The organism is Cupriavidus sp. H19C3 (assembly GCF_049393815.1).
Lineage (GTDB): Bacteria > Pseudomonadota > Gammaproteobacteria > Burkholderiales > Burkholderiaceae > Cupriavidus.
Genome location: NZ_CP184985.1, coordinates 3553877 through 3569147, shown reverse-complemented (window position 1 = coordinate 3569147; position 15271 = coordinate 3553877). Strand labels below are relative to the sequence as shown.

Annotated in this window: 12 protein-coding genes; 1 reads left to right on the top strand and 11 read right to left on the bottom strand. The window is 67.7% G+C overall.

What is annotated here, in order from left to right:
- Window positions 1-79 precede the first annotated feature (79 nt).
- From argJ to DFLDMN_RS16505, 3 genes are all read right to left on the bottom strand, one after another.
- Window positions 80-1306, bottom strand: a complete 1227-nt coding sequence (argJ, locus tag DFLDMN_RS16515; RefSeq protein ID WP_423195954.1) for a bifunctional glutamate N-acetyltransferase/amino-acid acetyltransferase ArgJ — start codon at window positions 1304-1306, stop codon at window positions 80-82.
- 140 nt (window positions 1307-1446) lie between these two features.
- Entirely contained in the window at window positions 1447-4239 is a 2793-nt protein-coding gene (gene secA, locus DFLDMN_RS16510) for a preprotein translocase subunit SecA (RefSeq protein ID WP_423195953.1), read from the bottom strand.
- Window positions 4240-4480: 241 nt separating this feature from the next.
- A complete protein-coding gene (locus tag DFLDMN_RS16505; protein ID WP_423195952.1) occupies window positions 4481-5452 on the bottom strand; it encodes a M23 family metallopeptidase in 972 nt (323 codons plus the stop codon).
- A 110-nt stretch (window positions 5453-5562) separates the two neighbouring features.
- On the opposite strand from DFLDMN_RS16505, the gene DFLDMN_RS16500 reads away from it, so the two are divergent.
- Window positions 5563-6069 carry a DciA family protein gene (locus DFLDMN_RS16500; protein WP_423195951.1) on the top strand — a complete coding sequence of 169 codons (507 nt, stop codon included), beginning with the start codon at window positions 5563-5565 and terminating at the stop codon, window positions 6067-6069.
- Between the two features lie 163 nt (window positions 6070-6232).
- On the opposite strand, the gene lpxC is transcribed toward DFLDMN_RS16500, so the two are convergent.
- The 8 genes from lpxC to murG form a co-directional block, all read right to left on the bottom strand.
- Window positions 6233-7150 carry a UDP-3-O-acyl-N-acetylglucosamine deacetylase gene (gene lpxC / locus DFLDMN_RS16495; RefSeq protein ID WP_423195950.1) on the bottom strand — a complete coding sequence of 306 codons (918 nt, stop codon included), beginning with the start codon at window positions 7148-7150 and terminating at the stop codon, window positions 6233-6235.
- A gap of 154 nt (window positions 7151-7304) precedes the next feature.
- Complete coding sequence (locus DFLDMN_RS16490) at window positions 7305-7811, bottom strand: peroxiredoxin (RefSeq protein WP_423195949.1); 507 nt, start codon at window positions 7809-7811, stop codon at window positions 7305-7307.
- Window positions 7812-8200: 389 nt separating this feature from the next.
- A complete protein-coding gene (ftsZ, locus tag DFLDMN_RS16485) occupies window positions 8201-9394 on the bottom strand; it encodes a cell division protein FtsZ (protein WP_423195948.1) in 1194 nt (397 codons plus the stop codon).
- 194 nt (window positions 9395-9588) lie between these two features.
- Window positions 9589-10821, bottom strand: a complete 1233-nt coding sequence (gene ftsA, locus DFLDMN_RS16480; RefSeq protein ID WP_017227546.1) for a cell division protein FtsA — start codon at window positions 10819-10821, stop codon at window positions 9589-9591.
- Complete coding sequence (locus DFLDMN_RS16475; RefSeq protein ID WP_423195947.1) at window positions 10818-11735, bottom strand: cell division protein FtsQ/DivIB; 918 nt, start codon at window positions 11733-11735, stop codon at window positions 10818-10820. Before DFLDMN_RS16475 ends, ftsA begins: the two co-directional genes overlap by 4 nt.
- A 21-nt stretch (window positions 11736-11756) precedes the next feature.
- On the bottom strand, window positions 11757-12740 hold the full coding sequence (locus tag DFLDMN_RS16470; protein ID WP_423195946.1) for a D-alanine--D-alanine ligase: 984 nt from the start codon (window positions 12738-12740) through the stop codon (window positions 11757-11759).
- Window positions 12737-14158, bottom strand: a complete 1422-nt coding sequence (gene murC, locus DFLDMN_RS16465) for a UDP-N-acetylmuramate--L-alanine ligase (RefSeq protein WP_423195945.1) — start codon at window positions 14156-14158, stop codon at window positions 12737-12739. The genes DFLDMN_RS16470 and murC overlap by 4 nt, the downstream gene beginning before the upstream one ends.
- Before the next feature lie 13 nt (window positions 14159-14171).
- Window positions 14172-15242, bottom strand: coding sequence for an undecaprenyldiphospho-muramoylpentapeptide beta-N-acetylglucosaminyltransferase (murG, locus tag DFLDMN_RS16460; RefSeq protein WP_423195944.1), 1071 nt, complete (start codon window positions 15240-15242; stop codon window positions 14172-14174).
- Window positions 15243-15271 lie beyond the last annotated feature (29 nt).

Below are 15271 nucleotides of genomic sequence, written 5' to 3'. Positions count from 1 at the left end.
AGCCGCGTGTCAGCGGCGGCGGGGACGGCACTGCGGGCGGAACCCGATGCCGCGGACCAGACGCCGCCGCCCACATTGCTCAGGAACGATAGTCGGCGTTGATCGAGACGTAGTCGTGCGACAGGTCGCAGGTCCACACCGTCGCCTCGGCATTGCCGCGGCCGAGCGCAATGCGCACGGTGATCTCGGCCTGCTTCATCACGCGCTGGCCGTCTTCCTCACGATACGCCGGATTGCGGCCGCCGTCGCGCGCCACCCAGACATCGTCGAGCCACAGGTTGACGCGATTGACGTCGAGGTCCGCCACGCCGGCATAGCCGATCGCGGCCAGAATGCGGCCGAGGTTGGGATCGGAGGCATAGAAGGCGGTCTTGACCAGCGGCGAATGCGCGACCGCATAGGCGATCTGGCGGCATTCGGCGACGTCGTTGCCGCCTTCGACATGGATCGTCATCAGCTTGGTGGCACCCTCGCCATCGCGCACGATCATCTGTGCCAGTTCCTGCGCAAGCGCGGTCACCGCGTCGCGCAGCGCCGTAAAGGCCGGGCCCTCGGCACGATCGATGCGCGCGCCGGACTGGCCGGTGGCGATCAGCACAAACGAGTCGTTGGTCGAGGTATCGCCGTCGATCGTGATGCTGTTGAACGAATGGTCGGCCGCGTGCGACACCAGCGCCTGCAGCACCGGCTGCGCCACGCCCGCGTCCATCGCGATAAAGCCGAGCATGGTCGCCATGTTTGGCCGGATCATGCCGGCGCCCTTGCTGATGCCCGACAGCGTGACGGTCTTGCCGTCGATCTGCACCGTGCGCGAGGCAGCCTTGGGCTGCGTGTCGGTGGTCATGATCGACTCGGCGGCCGCCAGCCAGTTGTCGGCCTTTGCGTTGGCGACGGCGCTCGGCAGCGCGGCGGTCAGGCGATCGACGGGCAGCGGCTCAAGGATGACACCGGTCGAGAACGGCAGCACCTGCCGCGCCGCGATGCCGAGCTGCGCGGCCACCGCGTCGCAGGTGGCACGGGCCGCCACCAGGCCGGGCTCGCCGGTGCCCGCATTGGCGTTGCCGGTATTGACCACCAGCGCACGGATGCCCGCGCCGGCGGCAAGGTGCTCCCGGCAGACCTGCACCGGCGCGGCGCAGAACCGATTCTGCGTAAAGACGCCGGCGACCGTGCTGCCCTCGGCCACGCGCACCACCAGCACGTCCTTGCGGTTGGCCTTGCGGATGCCCGCTTCGGCCCAGCCGAGCTCGACCCCGGGGACCGGTTTCAGTTGATCTGCCTGCGGCAGCGGAAGGTTGACGGCCATGTACGTACCTCGATGCGAAATATCTGGTGCCTGATGCTGTGACGCTGCTGAAGCTTCTAACGCTACTGACGAACATGCCCGCGCGAAGCGGGCATTTCCACCATCCTGCAAGCCCTACCGGTGCGCGGCAGGCGTGCCCCTCAGTTGAGCCGGCCGTGGCACTGCTTGAACTTCTTGCCGGAGCCGCACGGGCACGGATCGTTGCGGCCCACCTTGGGCATGCCGGCCAGCGCAACATCGCCGCCCAGCGCCGCGGCGGCAGCGGCCGCCGTGCCGCGGCGGGCCATCGCGGCGTCTTCCACGGGTTCGTGGCCGTCCGCGAATTCGTCGTGCTTGTACTGGATGTTCTCAAGGTGCGAGAGGCCCTCCTCGATCTGCTCGGAAGCCTGCTCAAGCTGTTCCGGCGACTGGATCTGCACGTTGAAGATCACGCGCGTGACCTCGGCGCGAATCACGTCGAGCAGGCGCGCGAACAGTTCGAACGACTCGCGCTTGTACTCCTGCTTGGGATCCTTCTGCGCATAGCCGCGCAGGTGGATGCCCTGGCGCAGGTGGTCGAGCGCGGCCAGGTGCTCGCGCCAGTGCGTGTCGATGCTCTGCAGCATGACCGAGCGCTCGAAACCGGCAAACGCCTCGCGCCCCACCTGATTGACCTTGGCCTCGTAGCGTTCGCGCGCCGCGGTCATGACCAGGTTCAGCAACTCCTCGTCCTCGATGCTCTGCGCCGCCTCGATGGTGGCGGCGAGCGGCACCTCCAGGCCCCAGTCGTCGCGCAGGCGTTGTTCCAGGCCGGCCACGTCCCACTGCTCTTCCATCGACTCGGCCGGCACGTGGTCGCGGAACATTTCCACCAGCACGCTTTCGCGCAGGTTGGCGATCATCTCGCCCACGTCGGTGGCCTCGAGCACGTCGTTGCGCAGCTTGTAGATTTCCTTGCGCTGGTCGTTGGCGACGTCGTCGTACTGCAGCAGCTGCTTGCGGATATCGAAGTTGCGGCCCTCGACCTTGCGCTGTGCCGATTCGATCGAGCGCGTGACGATGCCTGCCTCGATCGGCTCGCCCTCGGGCATCTTGAGCCGTTCCATGATCGCGCGCACGCGGTCGCCCGCAAAGATGCGCAGCAGCTGGTCGTCGAGCGACAGATAGAAGCGCGACGAACCCGGATCGCCCTGGCGGCCGGCACGGCCGCGCAGCTGGTTATCGATCCGGCGCGATTCATGGCGTTCGGTGCCGACGATATGCAGGCCGCCCGCGGCCTTGACCTGGTCATGCAGCGACTGCCATTCGTCCTTGAGCTGCGCGATGCGCGCGGCCTTCTCGGCGTCCGACAGGCTGGCGTCGGCCTCGATGAAGCCGGCCTGTTTCTCGACGTTGCCCCCCAGCACGATGTCGGTACCGCGGCCAGCCATGTTGGTCGCGATCGTGATCATCTTGGGACGGCCCGCCTGCGCCACGATCTCGGCCTCGCGCGCGTGCTGCTTGGCATTGAGCACCTGGTGCGGCAGCTTGGCCTTGTTCAGCAGGTCGGACAGGTACTCCGAGGTCTCGATCGAGGTGGTGCCCACCAGCACCGGCTGGCCACGCTCGTAGCAGTCGCGGATATCGCGTACCACGGCGTCGTAGCGTTCTTTCGAGGTCTTGTAGATCTGGTCCTGCAGGTCCTTGCGCTGGGCCTGGCGGTTGGTCGGGATCACCACCACCTCGAGGCCGTAGATTTCCTGGAACTCGTAGGCTTCCGTATCGGCCGTGCCGGTCATGCCGGACAGCTTCTCGTACATGCGGAAATAGTTCTGGAACGTGATGGTCGCCAGCGTCTGGTTTTCCTGCTGGACGGTCACGCCTTCCTTGGCTTCCACGGCCTGGTGCAGGCCGTCCGACCAGCGGCGGCCCGTCATCAGGCGGCCGGTGAATTCGTCGACGATGATCACCTCGTCGTTCTGCACCACGTAATGCTGGTCGCGGTGGAACAGGCTGTACGCGCGCAGGGCCGCGTAGAGGTGGTGCATCAGCGTGATGTTCTGCGGGGCGTAGAGCGACTCGCCCTCGCCGATCAGGCCCAGTTGCGAGAGGATCTCTTCGGCCTTCTCGTGGCCCGCCTCGGTCAGGTACACCTGGTGGCCCTTCTCGTCCACGTAGTAGTCGCCGGGCTTTTCCACGCCGGTGCCGTCGGCCTTTTCCTCGCCGATCTGGCGCTCCAGCAGCGCGGGAATGCCGTTCATGCGCTGGTAGAGGTCGGTCTGGTTCTCGGCCTGGCCCGAGATGATCAGCGGCGTGCGCGCTTCATCGATCAGGATCGAATCCACTTCGTCGACGATCGCGTAGTTCAGCGGGCGCTGCACGCGCTGCGACGGGTCGTAGACCATGTTGTCGCGCAGATAGTCGAAGCCGAATTCGTTGTTGGTGCCGTAGGTGATATCCGCGGCGTAGGCAGCCTGCTTGAGATCGTGCGGCATTTGCGACAGGTTGACGCCCACCGACAGGCCCAGGAAGTTGTACAGCCGGCCCATCCACTCGGCATCGCGCTGCGCGAGATAATCGTTGACGGTCACCACGTGCACGCCCTTGCCGGTGATGGCATTGAGGTACACGGCGAGCGTCGCGGTCAGCGTCTTGCCCTCGCCGGTGCGCATTTCGGCGATCTTGTTGTCGTTGAGCACCATGCCGCCGATCAGCTGCACGTCGAAGTGGCGCATCTTCATGATGCGCTTGCTGGCCTCGCGGCACACGGCGAAGGCTTCGGGCAACAGCGCCTGCAGCGACTCGCCGCCGGCGTGGCGCTGACGGAAGGTCTCGGTCATGCCGCGCAGCTCGTCGTCCGAGAGCTTCTCGAACTTCGGCTCGAGCGCGTTGATCTGCGCGACCGTGCGGCGATATTGTTTGATCAGCCGTTCGTTGCGGCTGCCGAAGACTTTCTTGAGAAGGCCCGTGATCATCGAGTGCTTTCACCTGCGCGCGTTGCCGGACGCGGATCGGGGCAACGGCGCGAGAACATTGGAAGGTTGGCGCTGGGAAGGTTGGCGCAAAAGGCCGAGTTTATCATGTGCCGGTGGCGTGGCCGGCGCAGTCCCCGGCGGTTTGACGCGGGCCCGGGCGACGGGTTCAAAGCGCCGGTCCCGCGGGCCGGGCCGGGCGTGGCCCGGGATCGCGGACCTGGCCGGTCGCCGGTGTCCGGCCCTAGCGCTGCGCCACGCGGTCGGCCGGCGCCGGCGCGGCGGCGGCTATCAGAAAGCTGGCCGGATTGCGCGGCACGCCGTTGACGTGGACTTCGAAGTGCAGGTGCGCCCCGGTGGAGCGCCCGGTGCTGCCCACCTGCGCAATGGTCTGTCCGGCACGGACGAGGTCGCCCACCTTGACCAGCGCCCGGGACACGTGCGCATAGCGCGTCTTGAGCCCGTTGCCGTGGTCGACGTCGATCATGTTGCCGTATTCGTGATGCCATTCCTGCGCCACCACCACGCCGCCCGCGGCAGCCACGATGGGAGTGCCGGCCGGCGCGGCAAAATCCACGCCGTCGTGCTGGACGCGGTGCCCGGAGAACGGGTCGATGCGGGCACCGAAGCTCGATGCGTTGTAGCTGGCGGCCACCGGCATCACGCGCGGGATGCGGCGATCCGAGAGCTGGCGGTCGGTGAGCGCGGCCTCGATCACATTGAAATAGTCGGCGCGATGGTCGGCGTCTTCGCCCAGGCGCCGCAGTTCGGCGCCGAGTTCGGGCATGGTGAGGTCCGTGCCGGATGAGCCGGGCGCGCCGGATGAGCCGGAGCGGCCGTCGGCGGGCATCGGACGCGTTGGCCGCAGCGGCCGCTCGGGACCGCCGCTCGGCGGCACATGGCGGAAATCGAAATCTTGAGGGGCGATGCCGGCCAGCCCGGACACGCGCTCGCCGAGCGCGTCGAGCCGCACCATGCGCGCCTGGAGTTCGCCCACGCGCGCGGCCAGCACGGCCAGGTTTTCGCGCAGATAGGCGTTGTCGCGCGCCACCGAGGCGGTACTGCCCGGTGTGCCGGTGGCCACCAGCCAGGTCAGCCCGGACGCCGCGCCGGCCACCAGCGCGCACAACAGGCCGAGGCCCAGCACGGCACGCAGCCGCGTCAACTCGAACTGCACCACGCGCGCTCCGCGCGGATGAAGCATGATGACCTGCATGACAACCCCTTCCGACAAGCGCCCGGAGGGCCCTACACGTCCCTCGGGCACGCACGCAGGCGCGCTCCGCCGCTCTCGTGGGCCGCGGATTGCACGCTAGAATCCACTGCATGCGAATGTTCACACACCACGCACTCCAGACGCAGGCCGCCAAGCCGCTCAACGACTGGCTCGAAAAGGCCGGACCGGTGTCGTCCCTGATGCGGACGGCGCGGGATCTGGCGTCATTGGAGGCGGAAGTCCTGTCCCTGCTGCCGCAAGGCCTGCGCGCCGGCATCGCCGTGGGCGGCATCAAGCACGACCACCGCGGCCCCGTGGCGGAGCACACCTTGCTGCTGCTGGCGGCGCATGGCGCGGCGGCGGCGCGCGTGCGCCAGGTGGTGCCGACCCTGCTCTCCCGGCTGCAGCAGCGGGGCTCGCAGGTTACCGCAATCCGGGTACGGGTACAACCGGAGGCCGGACGCGGCGACTGGGACACCGGCCCGGTCGTGCGCAAGCCGCCGCCGGGGCTCAGTTCGGCCGGCGTGGCCAGCATGGACGAACTGGCGCGGAGCCTGCCCGAGTCGCCGCTGAAAGCCGCCGTGGAGGCACTGCTGGCACGGCGCGGCGCGCGCTAGTCCGAATCTGACGGCAGGGCGCCGGCAAGCCGCAAATGACGGGGCGACGATGACGAGGCGACGATGACGGCGGCGCGATAAAAAAAGGGCTCTCGCGAGAGAGCCCTTCTTGATGTGCCTGGCGTCCGCTGAACGGCGACTGGCCTGGCCAGGCCAGATCAGATCAGGCGAACGCCGGTTGCACCTGCGGCAGGAACGCGGCAGGCGCGTCCTCGACCTTGTCGAACGTCACGATCTCGTACGCCTCCTGGTCCGCCAGCAGCGCCCGCAGCAGCTGGTTGTTGAGACCATGGCCGGACTTGTGCGCCACGTAGGCGCCAATCAGCGGATGACCCACGACGTACAGGTCGCCGATCGCATCGAGGATCTTGTGGCGGACGAACTCGTCGCCGTAGCGCAGCTCCTCGTTGTTCAGCATGCGGTGCTCGTCGAGCACGATCGCGTTATCGAGGCTGCCGCCGCGGGCCAGGCCCATCTCACGCAGCGCCTCTACCTCGTGCGCAAAACCGAAGGTACGGGCCCGCGCGATCTCGCGCACATAGCTGGTATCGCCGAAGTCGATCGAGAAGGTCTGGCCGGTCTTGTCCACCGCGGGGTGGCGGAAGTCGATGGTGAAGGCGAGCTTGAAGCCGAAGAACGGCTCCAGCCGTGCCAGCTTGTCACCCTCGCGCACTTCGACCGCGCGCTTGACGCGGATAAAGCGCTTGGCCGCCGACTGCTCCTCGATGCCCGCCGATTGCAGCAGGAATACGAAGGACGCGGCACTGCCGTCCATGATCGGAATTTCCTCGGCGTCCACGTCGACGTATAGGTTGTCGATGCCCAGGCCCGCACAGGCGGACATCAGGTGCTCGACCGTGGAGACCCGCGCGCCGTTCTTCTGCAGCACGGAGGCCAGGCGGGTATCGCCGATGGCCGACGCGGCCACGGGAATCTCGACCGGCTCGGGCAGATCGACGCGGGTGAACACGATACCCGCGTCCACCGGCGCCGGACGCAAGGTCAACGTGACCTTGCGACCCGAGTGCAAGCCGATGCCAACGGTCTTCACCAAGGATTTGATGGTGCGCTGTTTGAGCATGACAGCCTCAACTATTGCCTAAATCTATTAGCGTTAATTTTTCAATAACGCGATACTACCACCGCCCTGTGTATTGCGCTGCACCACTTTGTTTCGACGTGTTAGCAAACCTGTCATATATGTCGCATGCAGCACAATACAGCAGGCAGCCGTGTCAGCCGCGCAACGCGGCGAGGACGGCCTCGGCACTGCTGACTTCGAATGCGCCCGGCGCTTCCACGGCGAGGTGCTTGACCACCCCATCTTCCAGCACCATGGCATAGCGCTTGGCGCGTACGCCCAGGCCGCGCGCGCCCAGGTCCTGGTCGAGACCCAGCGCACGGGCCCATTCGGCGGCGCCGTCGCCCATCATGCGGACCTTGCCTTCGGTCTGCTGCTCGCGGCCCCAGGCGCCCATGACAAAGGCGTCGTTGACCGAATGGCACCAGATCTCGTCCACGCCGAGCGCGCGGAACTGGTCGGCGTTGGCGACAAAACCCGGTACGTGCTTGGCCGAGCAGGTCGGCGTATAAGCGCCCGGCAGGCCGAACACGACGATCTTGCGACCCTTGACCAGGTCGGCCACCTTGAACGCATTGGGACCGAGCGCGCAGCCACCGGTCTCGGTGTCGAAGAATTCGTAGAGCGTGGCGTCCGGCACGCGATTTCCAACGGCGATCATGGGAGTCCTCTCGGAAAAAAACCTTGCCCCCAATCATAGGGGCGGATGGGGCCACGACCAAGGCATGGCCGCGCCGGGTGGCAATTGAAACACGTTTTCGGAAAGGCCGTCCGCCCACGCGTCGGCAGCAACGCGTGGGCGGACGGCGGCACATCCCGCCGCGGCACAGGCGGGAAACAGTCCGGGGAGGCGGCCGCTGGCGCGCCTGTCCCGGCAACGGGATGCGGGCGGAGCAGGTACCTGGCGGGCGCGTGGCGCGGACCGGCGCAGGCAGGGCGAATCAGTCCCCGCGCGACATGAGCGGATGGGGAGCGCTCATGCCACGCTGACCGGGCGTGACTCGACCTGCCGGGCGCGCGGCCGCCACCGGGGCGCCGCCACGACCCGACTCAGTCCGCCTGCTTGCGCAGGAACGCGGGGATGTCGTACGTATCGACGCCCTTCTCCTGCAGCGCCGCCACGTGCGCCGACGCGGATTCGCGCGACGAACGCCATACCGCCGGCGTGTCCAGGCCGCTGTAGTCGGGCGACGCATGCGTCTGCGCGGCGGCAACCATGCCGTTCATCATCTGCACCGGGTTGTTGTCGGTACCGGTCTTGAGCAGCGTCATCGGCTGCTGCTTCTTGGCCGAGCGGCCCAGGCCCGTCGCCACCACGGTCACGCGCAGCGCGTCGCTCATGGAGTCGTCGTACACCGTGCCGAAGATCACCGTGGCATCTTCCGCGGCGTAGCTGCGGATGGTGTTCATGACTTCCTTGGTTTCCGACAGCTTGAGCGAGCGGCTGGCCGTGATGTTGACCAGCACGCCGCGCGCGCCCGACAGGTCCACGCCTTCCAGCAACGGGCTGGCCACGGCCTGCTCGGCGGCCAGGCGTGCGCGGTCCACGCCGGACACCGTGGCGGTACCCATCATGGCCTTGCCCTGCTCGCCCATGACCGTCTTCACGTCCTCGAAGTCGACGTTCACCAGGCCGTCCACGTTGATGATCTCGGCAATGCCGGCCACCGCGTTGTGCAGCACGTCGTCGGCGCACTGGAAGCACTTGTCCATCTCGGCGTCGTCGCCCATCACCTCGAACAGCTTCTCGTTGAGCACAACGATCAGCGAGTCCACCGACGATTCCAGTTCGCTCGAGCCGTGCTCGGCCACCTTGGCACGGCGCGCCCCTTCGAACTCGAACGGCTTGCTGACCACGCCCACGGTCAGGATGCCCATGTCCTTGGCCACTTGCGCCACGATCGGCGCGGCACCGGTACCGGTGCCGCCGCCCATGCCGGCAGTGATGAAGACCATGTGCGCGCCGCGCAGGGCGTCCGCGATCTGCTCGCGCGCCTGTTCGGCGCAGTTGCGGCCGACCTCGGGCTTGGCACCGGCGCCGAGGCCCGAATTGCCAAGCTGCAGCACGCGCGAAGCGGTCGAACGCTTGAGCGCCTGCGCGTCGGTGTTCATGCAGATGAATTCCACACCCTGCACGCCGCGGCTGATCATGTGCTGCACGGCGTTACCGCCCGCACCGCCCACGCCAACCACCTTGATGATGGTGCCGTCCTGCATCTCCGTTTCGATCATGTCAAAGTCCATCACTGCCTCCGGGAAGAATCAGTCCCCAAACGCTGCAGCCTCCCCGCCACAACCCTTGGTTCCTGAACAAAAAAACAAAGAAAAGGAAATCCGCTCTACAACGTGCCGCACGGCCGGTCGGTGGACCGCCCACGGCGTGTCATGCCGTCTTGCCCGCCCCCGCGACCGCATCGGCGCCGGGGGCGTCCCTGCCGTCAGAAATTCCCGACGAACCATTCCTTCATGCGCGTCCACACCTGCTTCACGGACCCGCTCTGCACCGCCACCTTGCGGCCGCGCATGCGCTGCACGCGGCCTTCCAGCAGCAGGCCCATCACGGTCGAATAGCGCGGGCTCTTGACCACCTCGTGCAGGTTGCCGCGATACTCGGGTACCCCTACGCGCACGGGCTTGAGGAAGATGTCCTCGCCCAGTTCGACCATGCCCGGCATCATCGCCGTGCCGCCGGTGATCACCACTCCCGACGACAGCAGCTCTTCATAGCCGGACTCGCGCACCACCTGGTGCACGAGCGAATACAGTTCCTCGATACGCGGCTCGATCACCGCGGCCAGCGCCTGGCGCGACAGCGTGCGCGTGCCGCGGTCGCCCACGCCGGGCACCTCGATCATGTCTTCCGGATCGGCGATCGCCTGCTTGGCAATGCCGTACTGGATCTTGATGTCCTCGGCATCGGGCGTCGGCGTGCGCAGCGCCATGGCGATGTCGTTGGTAATCTGGTCGCCGGCGATCGGGATCACCGCGGTATGCCGGATCGCGCCCTCGCTGAAGATGGCGATGTCGGTGGTGCCGCCGCCGATATCGACCAGCACCACGCCGAGTTCCTTCTCGTCCTCGGTCAGCACCGCGAGGCTCGACGCCAGCGGCTGCAGGATCAGGTCGTGCACTTCCAGCCCGCAGCGGCGCACGCACTTGACGATGTTCTGCGCCGCGCTTACCGCGCCGGTGACGATATGCACCTTGACCTCGAGCCGGATGCCGCTCATGCCGATCGGCTCGCGCACGTCCTCCTGGCCGTCGATGATGAATTCCTGCGTGAGGATGTGCAGGATCTGCTGGTCGGTCGGGATATTGACCGCCTTGGCGGTCTCGATCACGCGCGCCACGTCGGTCTGCGTGACCTCCTTGTCCTTGATCGCCACCATGCCGCTCGAATTGAAGCTGCGGATATGGCTGCCGGCGATGCCGGTGAAGACCTCGGAGATCTTGCAGTCGGCCATCAGCTCGGCCTCTTCCAGCGCGCGCTGGATCGACTGCACGGTGGCCTCGATATTGACCACGACCCCCTTCTTCAGCCCCTTGGACTCGGACTGGCCCATCCCGATCACCTCGTAGCTGCCGTCGGGGCGCAGTTCCGCGACCACCGCCGCCACCTTCGAGGTGCCGATGTCTAGACCGACCAGAAGGTCCTTGTATTCCTTGCTCATCGAGTTTTCTCCGCGTTCTTGCTCTTGAGTCGCGTCGGATTGTTGTTGGGACTGTCGCCCGCAGGCTTCGTCGCCGGCCTGGGACCCGGTTTGGCAGCCGGCTGCGCCGCCTTGGCGGCTGCCTTGGCTGCCGCCGCTGCCTGCGCATCGGTCAGGAAACGCACGTTGGCGGCACGGATGGCAAAGCCGTTGGGGTAGCGCAGGTCGGCGTACTCGATCTGCTTGCCCCATTGCTCCGTGACCTGCGGCCACGCCATCACGAACCGCTTGACCCGGGCCTCCATCGCGGCCCGGTCTTCGTCGGTCTGCTCGCGGCCCAGTTCCACCACCATGCCGTTGGACAGCCGCGCGCGCCATGCATAGCGCGACGACAGCGCCACCGCCAGCGGTTCCGCGCGCAGCGGCTTGAACCACGCGCGCATGACCTCGAGCTTCTCGACCACATCGGCCTCGCTGTCCGGCGGCCCGTCAAGCGCCAGCAGCTGGGCATCCTCTTCCGCCTCGGCGGTATTGGCGACGAACACCTCGCCATAGGTATTGATCAGGCGGCCGCTGTCGGCCCCGCCCCAGGTGCCGAGCGCCTCGTGCTCTTCCACCTCCACCGCCAGCCCGTTGGGCCATTCGCGGCGCACGCTGGCGCGGCGCACCCACGGTACCGACTCGAAGGCCTGACGCGCGGCGTTGAGGTCCAGCGTGAAGAAATTGCCGGACAGCTTGCCGAGCGCGTTGGCACGCACGCTCGGGCCGTTCACATGGCGCAGCGTGCCGCCGTCCATGGGCGCGAGGTCGACATGCGTAATGGCGAACACCGGCCGCTGCGCCAGCCACAGCAGGCCGGCGGCGAGCGCCATCACCGCCACCAGCGCGTAGAGCGCGGAGGCGATGAGGTTGAGCAGGCGCGCGTTATGCCACATGTCGTCGGGTGCGATCGCTTGTTATTCGGGTTTCCAGTGCTCGTTCGGATGCAGGTCGAGCGTCGCCTGCGCGACCACCTGCAGCACGAAGTCCTCGTAGCTGATGCCCGCCGCACGCGCGGCCATCGGCACCAGCGAATGGCCGGTCATGCCTGGCGAAGTATTCATCTCGAGCAGATAGGGCTTGCCGTCGCGCGTGAGCATCACGTCGGCACGCGCCCAGCCGCGGCAGCCGAGCACGCGGAACGCTTCCACCACGAGCTGCTGCACTTCCTGCTCGAGCGCGGCGGGCAAGCCCGACGGGCACAAGTATTGGGTATCGTCAGTAAAGTACTTATTTTGATAGTCGTAGTTCGACTCCGGCGCCACGATCTTGATCACCGGCAGCGCCGATGCGCTCGCGCCCTCGCCCACCACGGGGCAGGTCAGCTCGGCACCGTCGATGAAACTCTCGGCAATGACGTCGAGGTCGAGCGCGGCGGCGCGCTCGTAGGCGGCGCGCATCTGGTCGGCGGCGGTGACCTTGGTCAGGCCGATCGACGACCCCTCGCGCGCGGGCTTGACGATCAGCGGCAGGCCCAGATCGAGCGCCACTGCGGCAAAGTCGCTGTCCGCGTGCAGCATGGCAAAGCGCGGCGTCGGCAGGCCATGTGTCATCCACAGGCGCTTGGTGGCCTGCTTGTCCATGGCCAGCGCGGAGGCCAGCACGCCGCTGCCGGTATAGGGAATGCCGAACTGCTCGAGCAGGCCCTGCATGGTGCCGTCCTCGCCGTAGCGGCCGTGCAGCGCGATAAAGACGCGGTCGAACTTCTCGGCGGCGAGGTCCGTCAACGGGCGCAGCGCGGGGTCGAAGCCGTGTGCGTCCACGCCGCGCGCGCGCAGCGCGGCCAGCACGCCGTTGCCCGAGAGCAGCGAGATCTCGCGCTCGGCCGAGCGCCCGCCCAGCAGCACGCCGACCTTGCCAAGCGATTTCGGATCGATATTGGGATGGGCGACGAAGCTCATGCCTGGCCTCCTGCCTGTTGCTGATGCGATACCAGTTGCCCCGGCACGCCGCCGATCGAGCCGGCGCCCATGGTCACCACGACGTCGCCGGGCCGCGCCGCGGCCAGGATCGCCTGCGGCATTTCATCGATCTGCTCGACGAACACCGGCTCCACCTTGCTGGCGACGCGCAGCGCGCGCGTCAGCGCGCGACCGTCGGCAGCCACGATCGGCGCTTCGCCGGCGGCGTACACCTCGGCCAGCAGCAGCGCATCGACGGTACCGAGCACCTTGATGAAGTCCTCGAAGCAGTCGCGCGTGCGCGTGAAGCGGTGCGGCTGGAACGCGAGCACGAGCCGGCGGTCGGGGAAGGCGCCGCGCGCGGCCGCGAGCGTCGCCGCCATTTCCACCGGGTGGTGGCCGTAGTCGTCGACCAGCGTAAAGGTGCCGGTGCCATCGGCGGTGGCCACTTCGCCGTAGCGCTGGAAGCGCCGGCCCACCCCATGGAACTCGCGCAGCGCCTTGACGATAGCGGCGTCCGGCACCTCGAGCTCGGTGGCGATGGCGATCGCCGCCAGGGCGTTCTGCACGTTGTGCAGGCCCGGCAGGTTCAGCACCACGTCGAGCGGAGGCTCGCTGTGACCATTGTTCTGGCGCAGCACCGTGAAGTGCATCTGGCCATCGACCGCGCGCGCATTGACCGCCCGCACCTGGGCATCCTCGGCAAAGCCGTAGCGCACCACGGGCTTGGAGACGAACGGCAGGATCTCGCGCACGTTGGGATCGTCCACGCACAGCACGGCGATGCCGTAGAACGGCAGGCGCTGGGTGAACTCGATGAACGCCTGCTTGAGCCGGGCGAAGTCGTGCCCGTAGGTGTCCATGTGGTCCGCGTCGATATTGGTGATGACTTCCATCACCGGAAACAGGTTCAGGAACGACGCGTCCGATTCGTCGGCCTCGGCCACGATGAAGTCGCCCGTGCCGAGGCGCGCGTTGGCGCCCGCCGAGTTGAGGCGGCCGCCGATCACGAAGGTCGGGTCGAGCCCGCCCTCGGCCAGCACCGACGCCACCAGGCTGGTGGTGGTGGTCTTGCCGTGGGTGCCGGCGATGGCCACGCCCTGCTTGAGGCGCATCAGTTCGGCCAGCATCACCGCGCGCGGCACCACCGGGATGCGACGCGCACGCGCGGCCAGCACCTCGGGGTTGTCGCCGGAGACGGCGGTGGATACCACCACCGCGTTGGCGCCTTCCACGTGCGCGGCGTCATGGCCGTGCATCACGCGCGCGCCCAGCGACGCCAGCCGCCTGGTGGCGGCGTTGCTGCCCACGTCCGACCCCGAGACCTTGTACCCGAGGTTCAGCAGGACCTCGGCGATGCCGCTCATGCCGGCGCCGCCAATGCCTACGAAGTGGATGTTCTTGACGATATGCTTCATCGATTCCGTTATGTCAGGCCCGCGCCATCTGGCGGCAGATCTCGGCGACGCGCCGGGTTGCCTCCGGTCTGGCCAGGCTGCGCGCCACGCGCGCCATGTCCTTCAGTTGCGGCCGCGACAGGGTGGACAGCGTATGTGCCAGCCCTGCCGCGGTCAGTTCATGTTGGGGGACCAGCAGCGCCGCGCCCTGCTTCGACAGGAACGCGGCGTTGGTGGTCTGGTGGTCGTCCACCGCATGGGGGAACGGCACGAACAGGGCCGCCACGCCGGCGGCCGCCACTTCCGATACCGTCATCGCACCCGCGCGGCAGATGACCAGGTCGGCCTCGGCGTACGCCGCGGCCATGTCGTCGATAAACGGCACGCAGTCGCCCTGCACGCCGGCGGCTGCATAGTTGGCGCGCAGCGCGTCGATCTGCTTCGCGCCCGCCTGGTGCCGCACCACGGGCCGCTGAGCGGCGGGCAACATGGCGATGGCCTTGGGCACGACGTCGTTGAGCGCGGCGGCGCCGAGGCTGCCACCCACCACCAGCACGCGCAGCGGGCCGGTGCGGCTGTCGTAGCGGGCCTCCGGCGCGGCCAGGTGGGCGACTTCATCGCGCACCGGGTTGCCGGTCCACTCGCTCCCCGGCAGTGCGTCCGGGAACGCGCACAGCACGCGGTCCGCCACCTTGGCCAGCACCTTGTTGGCGAGGCCGGCGATGGAGTTCTGCTCGTGCAGCACCAGCGGGCGGCCCAGCAGCGATGCCATCATGCCGGCCGGAAAGGTGATATAGCCGCCCATGCCGAGCACCACGTCGGGCTTCACCCGGCGCAGCGCGCCCAGGCTTTGCCAGAACGCGCGCAGGAGGTTCAGCGGCAGCAGCAGCTTGGTCATCAGGCCCTTGCCGCGCAGCCCGCCGAACTGGATGAACTCCATCGGGATATCGTGCTTGGGCACCAGCGTGGCTTCCATGCCCGCGCGGTTGCCCAGCCAGACCACACGCCAGCCCTCGTCGCGCAACGCGCGCGCGACCGCCAGCCCCGGGAACACGTGGCCCCCGGTGCCGCCAGCCATGACGAGCAGCGTGCGCGTTCCGGTCATACCTTCCCTCCACGCATGCATGAAGAATT